Genomic DNA, 14,074 nt, shown 5'->3' on the forward strand with positions numbered 1-14,074 from the left:
GCTGGGCTGGCTGTACCGGTCAAGGTCATTCGTCTCCAGGCCGCCCGGCCAGGTGGGAGAGTGGTTTCCGCAGGATCTCGACTCCTGCGTCGCTCGATCACCGTCGGGATAAGTCACTCGATCAACGCGACGCCGGCAGTCCCTGTCGAGCAATGACCCCGCGGATCGCCCGCCGCATCATGGCCCGGGTGATCACGTCATGGGCGAACGCCACCGGGACGAAGTAGATCCGCCCACGCAGACCCTTGAACCAGACCGCCGTCGTCACCCGCAGCAGCAATCGATCTGCGTCGAAGGCGATGCCGGCGCGGAAGTCCAGGTGGGCATCCTCGGTGACGATCACGGCTTCACCATCGACAACAGTGTCGACCGCGAACACGTCGTCGGTGGCCGGCGGAATCCCGATCAGGCGCACCAGCACCTGCCGCAACCCGAACAACACCTTCACGAACAGAGGGGCGGATCGCGGCGAGAACACCGCAGCGGCCCATGCTTCGGCTCCGATCGAGGGGTCGGTGGGGACGGCGACCAGCGTGACGGTTGCCCAGTCAGCTGGACGCGGCCCGTCGAGGGCGTAGGAAACAAAAGCAGGCTCGGCGGTCAGGGGCTCGGTCACGATCGACATGGCGCTCTCCATACGGTGGCGTACGTTCGGATGCCATACGGTAGCGTATGGACATGCCTGATGTCAGCCCCGCCCGTCGTCGTCTGGGCCGGCAGGACTGGGTCGATGCCGCCCTGCAGGCGCTCACCGACCGCGGCCCGGACGCGGTGGCCATCGAACCCATCGCGAGTGCGCTCGGCGCCACCAAGGGGTCCGGCTACTGGCACTTCGCCAACCGTGCCGCCCTCGTCGAGGCCACCATGGACGAGTGGCTCCGGCTCCGCACCGACGAGATCATCAGCCGGGTGGAACAGGACGGTGGTTCCGCCCGAGATCGGCTCGGTCGACTGCTGGTCATCGTGGGCACCGGGGTCGAGCGCGCCATCGGTGAGTCAGCGATCCTGTCGAGCACCGATCCTGTTGTCCGACAACGGATGCAGGTCGCCGTCGGACGACGGATCAACTACCTGACGGCACTGCTGGAACAGGGTGGACTGGCGCGCGGCGCCGCCCGGTCCCGAGCGGTGCTGGCATACGCCACCTTCTCCGGTCATGCCGTGCTCGCGGCCACGGTTCCTGCGGTGCTCCCGAAATCGCCGCAGGCGCGACGCCACGCCCACCGCGAGATGCTGGAGATGGTGCTCGGCCCCGAGAGGTCCTGACGCGGGGCGAGGCCGCGACCCGGGTCGGGGCCCCGACGCGACCGGCCACCCGAGCTGTCAGGGCAGCCGGAACACCCGCACTCCGCCGGACTTGCCATAGCGCTCAGCCTCGAAGTCGGCGGCGAAGGTGGCGAACCAGCCGTCGCCGTGACCCACCAGTTCTCCGAGACCAGCAACCTGGAGCTCGCCCGTCGTCGAACTCAGCACCAGGGTCCGGGATGCCAGCTCGACGTCTGCGTCGACGAGGAGCGGAGCGGTGCGACCGGATCCGCCGGCCGTCACCGACAGCACGGCGCGGTCCTGGGTCCACAGCTTCCGGCCGTCGTTCCGGGCCCGGGCGGTCAGCCGAACGCCGGCGGCCGAGTCGGTGGTGAGCACCGCATCGTCGGTCACTGCCTGCAACGTCTCCTCGCGCGTCGCGTGATCCCAGGTGGTGCGACCGGTCGACAGATCGATCAGCTGCGGTCTGCCCTGCAGGACGAACGAGGCAGTCTCCGCATCCTGCTGCCGCAGATCCAGGTTGCTGCAGCGCAGTGTCTTGCCGTCCGACGACCGGTAGCTGCCCGGATCGAAGTCTCGGGTCCAGGCCGAGGCGCCACCCGGTTCGATCGCCGCCAGGCTCGGTGTGCAGCCTTCCTTCGGATCGTTGTCGTCACGGAAATGGACGCCGAGACCCGGTGCGACCAGCAGGCGGTTCCCGGCCAGGCCGTCCCCGGTCCGACCTTCGCCCAGAGGCTTTCCCGTGACGAGCCGGAAGGCGTCGGTCCGTTCACTGTCGGCGCCCGTCGGATAGCTCGTCACCCAGAGCTCCGGGGACGACGCACCCTCCAGCCGTTCCAGCGGGTCCGTGATCCGAGCACTCGCGTATGACCGCTGCTGCCACTGCCCGGCACCGGTCAGCGGATCGCGGGCCGTGACGGTGCATTCGCCGAGCCTGCCGGTCTGCTTCGGCGCGCACTCCGACGTGATCATCCTCCCGCCGACGAAGCTGACGAAGGCACTGGTGGTGTTCTTCCACAGGACCCGGCCGGTGGCCACGTCGATACCGGTGATGAGCAGCCTGTTCGGGAACACGTCGATCCCGAACGCGTCCCTGCTCACCACTGCGACCGAGCCGAACACCCGGACCTCCAAGGTCGGGATGTCGGTGTACCGCTCGACGATCTTCCACAGCTCGTCGCCGTCGGCATCCAGAGCCACCAGCCGCCCCACCGCATTGATCAGCGTGATGTCGCCGGCGCGTTCGACCTGCATCCCTTGTGTGGAGCCCCTGCCCGGGTCGAGCGCGAACTGGAGCAGTTCGGTGGCCTCGGTTCCCGGCGGGCTCCGAGTCGGCATCGGTGGTGGATCCGGCACCGAGGTTCGCGTCGTGGTGACGCCGGTGGGCCTGGATGTCAACGATCGCGAGGTCTCGGCGCTCGGTGACGTCGTGCAGGCCCCGGCGACGAGCAGCGCCGCCAGAGCGAGGATCGCCGGCGGGCGACGGATGAGCGAGAGCACGGATCCGAGTATCGGTGTCGCGTTCGATCGGCGCGGGCGATCGGACACATCGGTGCCGGTCAGCGTGCCTCCGCCCAGCTCCGCCCAGCTCCGACCGCGCTGTCCGGTCAGCCGACCCGGCGGTGCACCAGCAGTGGCAACACCAGCGTGGCCCCGGCACGGCGCAGGACGGCAGCGGCGATCGTCACCGGCCACAGCGACGAGGTGGCATCGACCACGAGCAGTACCGGCCGTCCCGCGACCTCGGCAGGTACGGGCACGGAGATCGCGTCCTTCCAAACGGCGGCCTCCTCGGCAGAGGTCAGTCCGGTACTCGTGCGCGCCGGTGCGACCGCCGCGTCGTCGATCTGCAGGTGCCCCAGATCCATCCGGCCGATCGCGGCGATCTGCGCGGTGAGGCCCTCGGTGAGAGCGCTGTATCCCGCGACCGGTAGTGCGACCACCACCTCCGGGCGAGCCGGCCAGTCCCGACGCCAACTGCTCAGCGCCCCGACCACGTCGGTGACGAGCTCCTCAGGCGGCGGCGCGTCCGCAGCGAACACAGCCCTGATCACCTCACGCCATTCGGGCGCGTCGGCGTGCACCAGGGCCCGTCCTTCGGCAGCCATCTCGCCGGGGGCGATCCGGCCCTTCGATCCGAAAGCCCCACCAGGCCACATCTTCCGCGGTTCGACGACGTGGGATCGGGTGCGCAGTGCACCCGCGACCCCGGCGGTGACGCTCTTGTCGGGCGCACGTGGAAGATCGTCCGGCAGCTCGCCGGTGCAGACGCTGCAGCGACCGCACGGGGTGGCCGTCGGATCGTCGAGGGATTCCTGCAGCAGCTGCATCAGGCAGCGTCGACCGCGGGAGTAGTCGCGCATGATGTCGGCCTCGCGGCGGCGGACTGCGATCACGCCTTCGTAGTGCGCGGCGTCGTAGTTCCACGCCCGGCCGGTCCGCACCCAGCCGCTCTCGGTGCGATCGACCACGCCGTCGACGGCCAACTGCTTGAGCATCAGTTCGACCTTCGTCCGGCGCAGACCCGATTCGGCCTCCAGCGCAGGGACGCTGGCCGGTTCTGCGGGCGCGACCGGGGTGACGGCGAGCAATCGCTGCACCTCGCGCTCGTCCGGGATGGAGGCGGTGACGAAGTAGTCCCAGATGGCGGCGTCCTCGTGGGCACTGAGCAGCACCACCACTGCCCGGTCGATGGCCCGACCGGCACGCCCGACCTGCTGGTAGTAGGACACCGGCGACGGCGGCGATCCGACGTGCACACAGAAGCCGAGATCCGGTTTGTCGTAGCCCATGCCGAGGGCAGAGGTGGCGATGAGTGCCTTCAACTCGTTGCGCCGCAACGCCTCTTCCAGCCGTTCGCGTTCCTCGCCGGGCAACTGGCCGGTATAGGCGGCGACCGGGTATGCACCTCCGTGCTGGGCGGTGATCGCCTCCGCGAGCCGTTCGGCATCGGCCACGGTGAGCGCGTAGACGATGCCGGAGCCTGGCAGGTTCGGCAGCTGCTCGACGACCCAGCCGTAGCGCTGGATCGGAGTGAGCCCGTCGATGACCGCGAGCTGCAGGGACGTCCGCGCCAGCGGCCCGCGCAGGACGAGGGTCTGGTCGCCGAGCTGGGTGGCAACGTCCGTCGTCACCCGCGCGTTGGCGGTCGCTGTGGTCGCCAGCACCGGGGTGTGCGGGCTGAGCCCGCGGACGGTGTCGGAGACCCTGCGGTAGTCGGGCCGGAAGTCGTGCCCCCAGTCGGAGACGGCGTGCGCCTCGTCGATCACCAGCATGCCTAGATTCCCGACGAGCGAATCGAGCACCCGGCGACCGAAGCGCGGGTTGGCCAGCCGCTCGGGGGAGACCAGCACGACGTCCAGATCACCGCCGATCAATGCGCTCTCGATGGCTTCCCAGTCGCCGTTGTTCGACGAGTTGAGGGTGGCCGCGCGGAGTCCGGCCCGCTCGGCTGCGACCACCTGGTCGCGCATCAACGACAGCAGTGGGGAGATGACGAGGGTCGGGCCGCCGCCGGCGGCCCGGATCAGCGCGGTGGCGGTCCAGTAGACCGCCGACTTGCCCCACCCGGTCGCCTGCACCACGAGTACCCGCGCGCCGGGGTGCAGCAGTCCGGTGATGGCGATCAGCTGGTCGTCGCGCAGTCGCGCGTCAGGACCCGCGAGCGCGCCGATGACGCGATCGGCGACCACCTGCTGGTCGTCGGTGAGCGTCGTGGCAGGCGTCGCGGTGGGGGTGCTCATCTGGTCACCGTAGAGCGGCGGGCCGACACCGGCGTGACCCGCGGAACGGTTGTGGATCACTGGGGACCTGTGGACAACTGCCGACACTGCGGTCACGGCCGCCCGAGCGCACTCTCCACCGGCGCGTCGAGTTCCAGCTCCGCCAGGATCCCGCGCAGCTGACGTTCCTCGTAGCGGAAGTGACTCTCCATGATCGCGGCGAGCCCCTCCAGATGCCGATCCAGCACCGGCGCCGGATCGCCGCTGCCCAGCGCCTGCTCCAGACCGCCGATCAGGTGGGCGATCATCGAATGGTCCTGGGTCAGCCTGTCGAGGGTTGGTGCCAGGTGGGGATGGGCCGATCGGATCGCCGGGAACAGCACTGCGTCCTCGCCCCGGTGGTGCCGGTCGAGGGCACTGCAGAAGCCGCGGCAGTGCACCAGCAGATCCCGCACGAGCTCGGGCGGTCCCGCACCCGACAGTGCATCCTGGGCATCGGCCAGGGCGTCCCGGAGATGCTGATGGACCCGGTACATCTCATGACCCCAGGCGACGAGCCTGGCCTTCTCCCGCTCACTCACTGGGCGGCAGGGGATTCGACGTCATCACGTCGTCCTCCGAACATCGGTGCCTCCATGCCTGACACGGTCTGCCACCGGCACGCGACCCTCGAACCGTAACGGACCCGACGCAGACGGTCCACGTGGGCACTTTCGCCTCACATTGCACTATTTCACTAGTTGTGTAGTGTAATCCGCGTGATCGAGTTCCGGATCGACCGGCGAGCAGGCACTCCCGCCTACCTGCAGATCGTGGAACAGACGCGTCAGGCCTTGCTGCTCGGTCGGTTGACGGTGGGTGATCAGCTGCCCACCGCCCGCGAGGTGGTGGCCAGTACGGCCATCAACCCCAACACGGTCCTGAAGGCCTACCGGGAACTGGAACGTGAGGGCCTGGTGCAGGGACGGGTCGGTGCTGGCACGTTCGTCACCCGCGGGCTTGCCCGGTCCGAAGTCGACGTCGACTCGCCGCTGGGCACCGAGCTCGACCGGTGGATCGGACGGGCCAAGCTCGGCGGGCTGGCCCGGCACGAGGTCGAAGCACTCTCGAAAGCACTGTTGGACAGGCACTTCGAATCGGGGAGGTCGTGATGGGAACCGTGCAACACGAGCGGACAGCGGGCGAAACAGCGGGACCGGGTAGCAGTTCAGCGGGGGACCGCGCGGGGGACGGGGGTGCGGGATCGAGCGGTCGGGAGCCGATCCTGCGGGTGACCGGAGCGGGTAAGAAGTACCGGCGCGGTTGGGCGCTGCGGCACTGCTCGTTCGACCTGCAGCCCGGCTCGATCACCGCACTGGTCGGACCCAACGGTGCGGGGAAGAGCACCCTGCTCGCGGCCGCTGCGGGACTGCTCCGACTGACCGAGGGCGAGATCGCCGTCCAGGGTGAGGTGGTGCGATCGGCACCGGCGCATCCGGATCTCGGCTACCTCGCGCAGGACAAGCCGCTCTACCGGCAGTACTCGGTGGCCGACATGCTCGAGATCGGTCGACATCTGAACGTGCGCTGGGACTCTGCACTGGCGCACCGACTCTGCGAGGACGCCGCCCTTCCCCCGAAGGCGAAGGTGCGCACGCTGTCCGGCGGTCAACGGACCCGACTGGCTCTCGCCCTGGTGCTGGCGCGGAGACCGTCGCTCGTGCTGCTGGACGAGCCGCTGGCCGACCTGGATCCGTTGGCGCGCAAAGAGGTCCAGCAGACCTTGTTGGCCGAGACCGTCGATACCGGACTCACCGTGCTGTTGTCGTCGCACATCGTCAGTGAGATCGAGGACGCCTGTGACCACCTGGTGCTGTTGACCGGCGGAGCGGTGACGCTGCAGGGATCCATCGAGGACACCGTCGATCGACATCTCCTGCTCACCGGACCGGGCGACGACGAAACGGGGTTGGGTCTGCTGCCCAGCGCCGACATCGTCGAGATCCGCCGCACGCCACGGCAGATCACCGTCCTGATCGACGGACAGCCGACCCACGTGCCGCAGGGCTGGACCACCGATCGGCCGACGCTCGAGGAGGTCGTCATCGCGCACCTGCGCGATGCGCGGTCGGGGACAGTCCGATGAGTGCGCCGACAGCCGTGATCGCACCGTCGGGCATCGACGGGCGGGCACCGCGCGGTGCCTGGTGGCTGGCATTCCGTCTGCAGCGCAACACGTTGCTGATCGGCCTCGGGGTGATGGCAGTGATGGCCGGTCTGGTGCTGTGGCATCGGTCTGCCGTGATGAGCCTCTACGCCACCAACGGGATTGTCGATCCCACCGCCTGCCGAGCCCCCAACGGCATGGAACGGACGATGTCGACCGAATGCGTGGCCCTGGTACAACTGCAGTCGGAACTCACCGCGCGCTGGGAGCAGCTCAGGGCCGTCTGGCTGCTGCTACCGGGGCTCATCGGCGCGGCAACCGGCGCCGCGCTCTTCTCCCGCGAGTTCGAACGACGCAGTCAAGTGTTCGCGCTGACCCAGTCGATCGGCATGCTGCGGTGGCTCGGCACCAAGGTTGTCGTCGGTTTCGTTCCGATGCTGGCGGCGAGCATCGGAGTTGGGTTCCTCTTCGAGCTGACTGCCAACGCCTACGGTGCCGCGAGCTGGACACCCCTCGAAGCGCCGTTCTTCTCCGACTTCGGCTTCGTACCGGGTGCGGTGCTGATGGTTTCCTTCGCCTTCGGCGTGGCCGTCAGCACCCTGCTGCGGCAGTCTCTGGGAGCCGTCCTCGTGTCGCTCGTCGCAGCGCTGGGCTTGTTGTGGGTGCTGGTGTTCGGCTATCAGTACCTGGGACCGGCCGAGCGTCACACCACCACAGCGATCACAGAGTCGATGTTCGTTCCCCCCAACCGATCGGTGTTCATCGAATCCGGCTTCCTGGACGCTTCTGGCCGGGAACTGACCGTCACCTACGAGTGCGGCTCGTACGGAGGTGAGGTGTCTGCAGCAGAATATGATCGCCATTTCACCGGGTGCTTCAGCGGCCAGGGGGTGACCCAGAAGTTCGTCGACTACCTCCCGTTGTCCGCACGCGCACCACTCACCTGGACGGTGTCCGGGATCTCGGCAGCGCTGTCGGCGATGTTCCTGGCGATCGGCTACGCCCTCCTGCGACGACGAGCATCGTGATGACGACAATTCGTTCGGCCCGAGGCTCCGGCAGCGTCGAGACCACCGACGGCCTCGCTCCCGCCGGCATGCTCTGGGTGGCGTGGCGGCTGCGCCGCTCGCTGATCCTCATCACGCTGAGTCTGTACGCAGCGACCGCGGTCACGATCGTCGTGCGGAGTCTGCTCCGGGCCCGGGACCTCGCGTCCGCCGGCGTGGTCGACCTCGCGACGTGCACCGACCCGGGGATGACGACCACCGCGCTCGGCTCCTGCGAGCGATGGCTGACCGCCCGGGATTCGTGGTCGACGATGGACAGCCAGATCAACAGCGCACCCGCCGTGATCTGTGTGCTGTTCGGGCTCGGCCTGGGTGCCGCCGCCGTCGGTCACGAGCTTGAACGGGGTCTCGGCACGTTCAGCTTCACCCAGTCGATCTCGCCGATCCGTTGGGCAGCAACGCAACTCGGCGTGATCGTGGCCACGTGTGTCACGGGTGTAGTGGTGCTGGACGGGATCATCCGCACCTTCGTGGACGGGAACCCCCTCGTCGACGGCTCCGGCACCACCAGCCTGTGGCCGCGACCGCTGCTCATCGTGGCCATGATCTGCCTCGCCTTCGCGCTGAGCATCGTGAGTGGTGGTTCGTCCGGTGGTTTCTGGGGTGGCCTGGGGTTCCTCGTCGTCGGAGGAATCGTCCTGAACCTGTTGACCGGTTCCACCGCAAGCTCGTCGCAGTCGGACGCGCTGACGTGCCCCAGCGACGACGGTGAGTTGTGCGGACGGATCAGCCTGGTGGTGTTCCAATTCCGGGCGCTGTTCGCCGACACAGCGGTTCGCGCCACACCGATCTGGGCGATCTCATTGACCGCCGTCGGTATCGCGGGGCTGTTGGGCGGATTCCTGTTGCTGCGCAGATGGTTTCGCTGAGCGTGCCGCACCCGGCAGGGTGGCCCTTCTGCGGATCTCACACGAGAAAGCGCCGATCTCGGCGCCGTGTCTGCGCCCCCAGCAGTCAGGATGCCGCACGGGCCCCGACCGCGACCCTGGCGGCGGACCGGTCACCCGAGTCGCGCGGTCAACCAGTTCCGGATCGCATCCGCGGCCTCCGGCAGTCCCTTCTTGAGCGAGTGGTCACCCGGAACCACCAACACTCTCGCGCTAGCCGTCTCGCTGGGGCAGCCGAACGGATCACTCGCGCCCTGGACCACCAGCACCGGCACGGTGACCGGATCGAGCTCGGGTTGCCGGCTGCGTTCGGGCTTGCCCGGCGGGTGCTCCGGGAAGGCCAGGCACAGCACTCCGGTTGGCACGAGCACCGCCGCGGTCCGGCAGGCGACCCGACTGCCGTACGAGCGCCCACCGGTGATCAGCGCGCCGGGGAACCGAGCGCTCAGGTGCTCCACCACCGTGACGAACGACTCGTCGGGAGCACTTCCACGGGGTGGGACCCGCCGTCCCGCAACGACATACGGCGGTTCGACCAGCGCCGCGACGAGACCTGACTCGCCGGCGATCCGCACCGCCAGTTCGAGATCGGCGGCCCGGATCGATCCCGAGGCCCCGGGCCCCAGCACCATCAGGCCGCGCACGTCGTCGGCCGGACGACGCAGATGGATCCGGGCCGGACCGTGCGCAGTGTCGAGCTCTTCGACCTCGACCCGGGTGCCGTTCATCGGGTCAGTCAACCAGCCGGCCGGCAGCCCGGCCAGACCTGATCAATTCACCGCCGCTGTCCGCACCGCTGGACGCTCACGGCGGGAGCCTGCGGTCGCGGCCGACGCATGACCGCTGCGCTCGAGCGCCGCCAGCCTGCGTGCGCAGTCCCGCGCCTCGTCCAACCGGTCCGGATCGAGACCGCAGCGCAGCGTGCCGCCCGCGGTGGGCACGATCCGCAGTCGGGGGCGCTTCCCTTCCACGATCTCCAGCCGAGGTAGGACGCTGAAGACCGCGCGGGCTCCGCGGATCGCCAGGCGTATTCGGAACTAGGCGGGGCGTGGCGCGGCGAACGCCGCCGCAAGGGCGTCGACGAGTCTGGGCACCGCGGTCGGGTCCGATGCGGCGTGTGCCGGATCCAGTTGGCCGATGGTGATTCCCCAGCAGTCGGGATGCGGCACCAGTTCAGCGAGAGCTGGTGCGAGCTGCGCGATGGTCGGACCACTGTTGCGCCCGTTGACGTTCTCGGCGATCGGAGCATCCAGGAAATCCAACACGTCGACGTCGAGGTGGACGAAGAACGGTCCGGGCGGCAGAGCGTCGCGTGCCGCACGAGCGGCCCGCCGCGGATCGTCGCAGAGGGTCCGTTGCTCGACCACCGTCACGCCGAGCGTGTCCACCTGGGCTCGCTCCCAGTCGGTGGCCTGGGTGCGGTCGACCCCGAGGTACACCAGATCCGAACTCCGCAGCAACGGAGTCCGACCGCTCACGCCGGCCAGTTCGGGTGCCGATCCCTCGAGATCGAGGACGTGGGCCATGCCCATCCAGCTCAACGATCCCTCGGCAGTGGAGTGCGGTGTGTTCAGGTCGAGGTGCCGGTCCACATAGATCACCCGCGGGCGCTGGTCGAGGCGGTCCAGGGCGGCACACATACCGATCGCGACGGCGCAGCTGCCGCCGATCACGAGGAGCTTCTCGCTGCCGGACAGGACCTGGGATGCGGCTGCGGCCAGCTCCTGTGTCGACGCCACCACCTCGCCCAGGTTCTGCGCGTACCTGTTGGTCAGATCCGGAGCCCAGAGCCGCCTGGTGAGGTCGCCGTGGTCGTTCACGTCGCACCCGGCGGCGATCAGGGTTTCGACGAGTCCCGCGTCCCGGAGCGCGGCCGGCGCCTGCTCGACCCCGACGCAGTAGGCGCCCGCGCTGGTCGGAACCCCGAGGATGTTGACTGTCCGATCGCCCATCGCCACAGACTCCCACGACCAGCACGGGAGCGGACGGGGCGGGTCACAGCTCCCGGACGTACAGCCTGAGCACGACGGCGCTCCCGTCTCGATTGGTGTCGGTGGCGGAGACGAAGTCGTCGAGACGGGAGAACCCGGCCTTCTCCGCGACCCGGATCGACGCCTCGTTCTCCGGCTCGACGCGAATGGCCGCGCGGCTGCCCAGAGCGTGATCGCGGATGAACCCGCAGATCAGCGCGACTGCTTCGACGGCAACACCGCTACCGCGCGCCCATGGGTGTACGGCGTAGCCGATGTTGACGTCGTCGGGCTGCAGGCCGTCGTCGTTGTCCGGATCGGCGTCGACGTAGCCGACCAGCCGATCGCCCCGCCACGCCGAAACCCCGTTTGCCGGTGCCGATCCGGGCGTTCTCCGCCAGCTCGTCGAAGTGGCGGATCGCGGTGTCGACCGTGCCACGGCCCCCGGTGAACCAGCGGACCGACTGCTCGTCCTCACCGGCGATGTGGTCGTCGATGTCTGCGTGCGTCAACGGTCTCAGGGTGATCGTCACGAGCTCAAAGTAGCGAGGCTGCGCAACAGCTGACCGGCATTTGCCGCCAGCGTCATGACCGCGAACGTCAACCGCAAACGACCATCACGACTGCGAAGATCAACCCCAAACGACCGTCACGACCGCGAACGTCAAGCGCAAACGACCGTCACGACCGCGAACGTGCGTTGGTCAGGCGAACAGCGGCAGCTGGTCGTCGCTGACGAGGGCGGACGCGCGGCGGGACGGCGCCTGCCGCGCCGCGAGGGTGAAGGTGACCCTGGCCCGCAGCACCGGTTCCCGGCGCCCGTCGAGCAGACCGGACAGCAGCAGCTCGGCGGCATCGAGCAGCTGTTCGTGGTCGGCGGTCGGGGCGGGCAACTGGACCCGGGAGCCGTCCGTGCCGCGGTCGGGATCGGTCAGCAGCACCTCGACGCGGGAGACATCGCGACCCCGCTCGTCGATCCGGGCCAGCGCGGACGATCCGGCGGCCCGCAGGAACTCCCGGACCACCGCCGGGTCGCCGGAGACCGGCACCACGGTGCGCTCACCGCTGATCTGCCGGCCGGGGGTGGGCGTGGTGACGGCGGCGTCGTCGGTACCGAGCGCGATCGACACCAGGCGTCTGGCCATCGCCAGCCCGACGACGGTGGCCAGCTCGTCGACCCCCCGGTCGTCGAGATCGCGCACCCGGTGGATCCCGATGGCGCACAACCGTTCCCGGGTGACGGGCCCGACACCCCAGACGTCCGCCAGGTGCAGGGCGTCGCGCATCGACTGCTCTGCCCCGGCGTCGACGAGGAGCACCCCGTCCGGTTTCGCCCGGCGACTGGCGAGCTTCGCGATCAGCTTGGTGCGGCCGATGCCGATGCTCAACGGGAGGCCGAGTTCGCTCCGGGCCCGGCGCCGGAGCTCCCGGGCGGTGGCCAGCGGATCGCGGTCGCCGACGTCCAGGAACGCCTCCTCCAGCGAACCCGGCTGGATCGCGGTCGCATAGTCGCGGAAGAGCGTGAAGACCTGCGCGGACGCCCGGTGGTACTCCTGCGCCCGCATCGGGACGATGTGCAGGTGTGAGCACAGCCGCCTCGCCTCGGCCACCCGCATCGCACCGTGGATCCCGTACGCCCTGGCCGGATAGTTCGCGCTGGCGATCACGCCCGTCGTCGGGTCGGTGACGACGGCGAACGGCGCATCGGCGAACTGCGGATGGTCGCGCAGCTCGACGGAGGCGAAGAAGGCATCGACGTCGGCATGCAGGATCCGCCGCACGGTCTCCGCCTCGAGAAGCGGTGATTCGATCATTTGTTCGACTGCCATGAGGACAGTGTGCACGATGGCTGTGACAGTGGTCGGCTTGCCGCTGACCGAGTCACTGACGGAGGAAGGTGACCAGATCTGGACCGGAGTCGGGTTCGGATGGGATCTCGTCGCGCTCCTTCGTCGCTTGCTCGATCACCGCAGAATCGCGCTCCTTCGTCGCTTGCGAGACCACCGCAGAATCAAGGTCCTTCGTCGCTTGCCTCGATCACCGGAGAATCGCCCTGGCACCTTCAGGCTTGCCGGTCCGGGTCCGTGGGTACCCGTCGATAGGCTCGCAACCCCCGAACAAGGATGGTTCATGAAGATTCTCGTCACCGGCGCGCACGGCAAGGTCGGACGCGCGACCACCCAGGCACTCCAGGCCGCCGGTCACGAAGTGATCGCCACCGATCTGGGCAGGCCCAGCTTCGACCGGAAGCCCGACGGTGCCCCGGACTACGTGCAGGCCGACCTCACCGATGCCGGCGAGGCCTATGCGGTGGTCCGCGGGATGGATGCTGTCGTGCACGCTGCGGCGATCCCGGAACCCACCCAGAATCCGCCGCACGTGGTGTTCCGGACCAACATCATGGCCACCTTCAACGTGCTGGAGGCTGCGGTCCGGTTCGGGGTGAAGCGGTTCGTCAACATCTCCAGCGAGACGGTGCCCGGCTTCTTCTTCCCCGAGCGGCCGTTCCTGCCCGAGTACGCCCCGGTCGACGAGGAGCATCCGATCCGTCCGCAGGATCCGTATGCGCTGACCAAGCGGTTCGGCGAGGAGTTGATGGACGCCGCCGTCCAGCGATCCGACATCCGGGCGATCTCCATCCGTCCGTGCTGGGTGCAGACGGAGGACAACTACGCGCAGAACCTCGGCCCGCAGGTCCGCGACGCCTCGGTGCTCAGCCCCAATTTGTGGAGCTACATCGACGCCCTCGACCTGGCCGATGCGATCGTGCTCGCCGCCGAGAGCGAGTTGCCCGGCCACGAGGTGTTCTACATCGCCTCGCCGGACAACGTCGGCGGTCGCGACTTCGCCGAGATCCTGCACCAGTACTACGGCGACAAGATCGAGTTGCGCGAGCTGGACCGCCCGGACTCCTCGGGCATCACCAGCCGCAAGGCGATGCGGATGCTCGGCTGGGCCCCGAAGCGGTCCTGGCGCGACTACCTGGACGAGCAGGGCAACCCGCGCTGACGGCAGT

The 14,074-nt window shown here is 68.9% G+C and carries 15 protein-coding genes; 6 read left to right on the forward strand and 9 right to left on the reverse strand.

The window, feature by feature from the left end:
* Positions 1-121: 121 nt before the first annotated feature.
* The gene (locus ABLG96_RS21335) at positions 122-625 is read right to left on the reverse strand and encodes a DUF2867 domain-containing protein (protein ID WP_353649308.1); all 504 of its coding nucleotides are present in this window, start codon (positions 623-625) and stop codon (positions 122-124) included.
* Positions 626-678: 53 nt separating this feature from the next.
* Here ABLG96_RS21335 and ABLG96_RS21340 point away from each other — a divergent pair, with 53 nt between their 5' ends.
* On the forward strand, positions 679-1,266 hold the full coding sequence (locus ABLG96_RS21340) for a TetR/AcrR family transcriptional regulator (protein ID WP_353649309.1): 588 nt from the start codon (positions 679-681) through the stop codon (positions 1,264-1,266).
* A 57-nt stretch (positions 1,267-1,323) separates the two neighbouring features.
* On the opposite strand, the gene ABLG96_RS21345 is transcribed toward ABLG96_RS21340, so the two are convergent.
* From ABLG96_RS21345 to ABLG96_RS21355, 3 genes are all read right to left on the reverse strand, one after another.
* Complete coding sequence (locus ABLG96_RS21345) at positions 1,324-2,766, reverse strand: PQQ-binding-like beta-propeller repeat protein (RefSeq protein ID WP_353649310.1); 1,443 nt, start codon at positions 2,764-2,766, stop codon at positions 1,324-1,326.
* A gap of 107 nt (positions 2,767-2,873) precedes the next feature.
* Entirely contained in the window at positions 2,874-5,009 is a 2,136-nt protein-coding gene (locus ABLG96_RS21350) for a DEAD/DEAH box helicase (RefSeq protein WP_353649311.1), read from the reverse strand.
* A gap of 92 nt (positions 5,010-5,101) precedes the next feature.
* On the reverse strand, positions 5,102-5,569 hold the full coding sequence (locus tag ABLG96_RS21355) for a hemerythrin domain-containing protein (RefSeq protein WP_353649312.1): 468 nt from the start codon (positions 5,567-5,569) through the stop codon (positions 5,102-5,104).
* Positions 5,570-5,746: 177 nt separating this feature from the next.
* Between ABLG96_RS21355 and ABLG96_RS21360 the strand changes: the two genes are divergently transcribed.
* The 4 genes from ABLG96_RS21360 (at position 5,747) to ABLG96_RS21375 (ending at position 9,070) form a co-directional block, all read left to right on the forward strand.
* Complete coding sequence (locus ABLG96_RS21360; RefSeq protein ID WP_353649313.1) at positions 5,747-6,139, forward strand: GntR family transcriptional regulator; 393 nt, start codon at positions 5,747-5,749, stop codon at positions 6,137-6,139.
* Positions 6,140-6,258: 119 nt separating this feature from the next.
* Positions 6,259-7,113 carry an ABC transporter ATP-binding protein gene (locus ABLG96_RS21365; RefSeq protein WP_353649314.1) on the forward strand — a complete coding sequence of 285 codons (855 nt, stop codon included), beginning with the start codon at positions 6,259-6,261 and terminating at the stop codon, positions 7,111-7,113.
* Complete coding sequence (locus ABLG96_RS21370; RefSeq protein ID WP_353649315.1) at positions 7,110-8,162, forward strand: hypothetical protein; 1,053 nt, start codon at positions 7,110-7,112, stop codon at positions 8,160-8,162. Before ABLG96_RS21365 ends, ABLG96_RS21370 begins: the two co-directional genes overlap by 4 nt.
* On the forward strand, positions 8,162-9,070 hold the full coding sequence (locus ABLG96_RS21375; protein WP_353649316.1) for a hypothetical protein: 909 nt from the start codon (positions 8,162-8,164) through the stop codon (positions 9,068-9,070). The genes ABLG96_RS21370 and ABLG96_RS21375 overlap by 1 nt, the downstream gene beginning before the upstream one ends.
* Positions 9,071-9,201: 131 nt before the next feature.
* Here ABLG96_RS21375 and ABLG96_RS21380 read toward each other — a convergent pair whose 3' ends face one another.
* The 5 genes from ABLG96_RS21380 to ABLG96_RS21400 all read right to left on the reverse strand — a co-directional run bounded on the left by ABLG96_RS21380 (position 9,202) and on the right by ABLG96_RS21400 (position 12,887).
* Complete coding sequence (locus ABLG96_RS21380; RefSeq protein WP_353649317.1) at positions 9,202-9,816, reverse strand: alpha/beta family hydrolase; 615 nt, start codon at positions 9,814-9,816, stop codon at positions 9,202-9,204.
* A 42-nt stretch (positions 9,817-9,858) separates the two neighbouring features.
* Entirely contained in the window at positions 9,859-10,059 is a 201-nt protein-coding gene (locus ABLG96_RS21385) for a hypothetical protein (protein WP_353649318.1), read from the reverse strand.
* A 66-nt stretch (positions 10,060-10,125) separates the two neighbouring features.
* The gene (locus ABLG96_RS21390; protein WP_353649319.1) at positions 10,126-11,040 is read right to left on the reverse strand and encodes an arginase family protein; all 915 of its coding nucleotides are present in this window, start codon (positions 11,038-11,040) and stop codon (positions 10,126-10,128) included.
* Positions 11,041-11,083: 43 nt separating this feature from the next.
* Positions 11,084-11,497 carry a GNAT family N-acetyltransferase gene (locus ABLG96_RS21395; protein WP_353649320.1) on the reverse strand — a complete coding sequence of 138 codons (414 nt, stop codon included), beginning with the start codon at positions 11,495-11,497 and terminating at the stop codon, positions 11,084-11,086.
* Positions 11,498-11,762: 265 nt separating this feature from the next.
* Positions 11,763-12,887, reverse strand: a complete 1,125-nt coding sequence (locus ABLG96_RS21400) for a DNA polymerase IV (protein ID WP_353649321.1) — start codon at positions 12,885-12,887, stop codon at positions 11,763-11,765.
* 301 nt (positions 12,888-13,188) lie between these two features.
* On the opposite strand from ABLG96_RS21400, the gene ABLG96_RS21405 reads away from it, so the two are divergent.
* Entirely contained in the window at positions 13,189-14,067 is an 879-nt protein-coding gene (locus tag ABLG96_RS21405) for an NAD(P)-dependent oxidoreductase (protein WP_353649322.1), read from the forward strand.
* Positions 14,068-14,074 lie beyond the last annotated feature (7 nt).

Origin of the sequence: Nakamurella sp. A5-74 (assembly GCF_040438885.1) — a bacterium.
In the GTDB taxonomy this organism is placed as follows: Bacteria; Actinomycetota; Actinomycetes; order Mycobacteriales; family Nakamurellaceae; genus Nakamurella.

Coding starts and splice junctions, on each gene's coding strand:
- ABLG96_RS21335 (WP_353649308.1), bottom strand. CDS start 625: ATGTCGATCGTGACCGAGCCCCTGACCGCCGAGCCTGCTTTTGTTTCC.
- ABLG96_RS21340 (WP_353649309.1), top strand. CDS start 679: ATGCCTGATGTCAGCCCCGCCCGTCGTCGTCTGGGCCGGCAGGACTGG.
- ABLG96_RS21350 (WP_353649311.1), bottom strand. CDS start 5,009: ATGAGCACCCCCACCGCGACGCCTGCCACGACGCTCACCGACGACCAG.
- ABLG96_RS21370 (WP_353649315.1), top strand. CDS start 7,110: ATGAGTGCGCCGACAGCCGTGATCGCACCGTCGGGCATCGACGGGCGG.
- ABLG96_RS21375 (WP_353649316.1), top strand. CDS start 8,162: ATGACGACAATTCGTTCGGCCCGAGGCTCCGGCAGCGTCGAGACCACC.
- ABLG96_RS21380 (WP_353649317.1), bottom strand. CDS start 9,816: ATGAACGGCACCCGGGTCGAGGTCGAAGAGCTCGACACTGCGCACGGT.
- ABLG96_RS21390 (WP_353649319.1), bottom strand. CDS start 11,040: ATGGGCGATCGGACAGTCAACATCCTCGGGGTTCCGACCAGCGCGGGC.
- ABLG96_RS21400 (WP_353649321.1), bottom strand. CDS start 12,887: ATGGCAGTCGAACAAATGATCGAATCACCGCTTCTCGAGGCGGAGACC.
- ABLG96_RS21405 (WP_353649322.1), top strand. CDS start 13,189: ATGAAGATTCTCGTCACCGGCGCGCACGGCAAGGTCGGACGCGCGACC.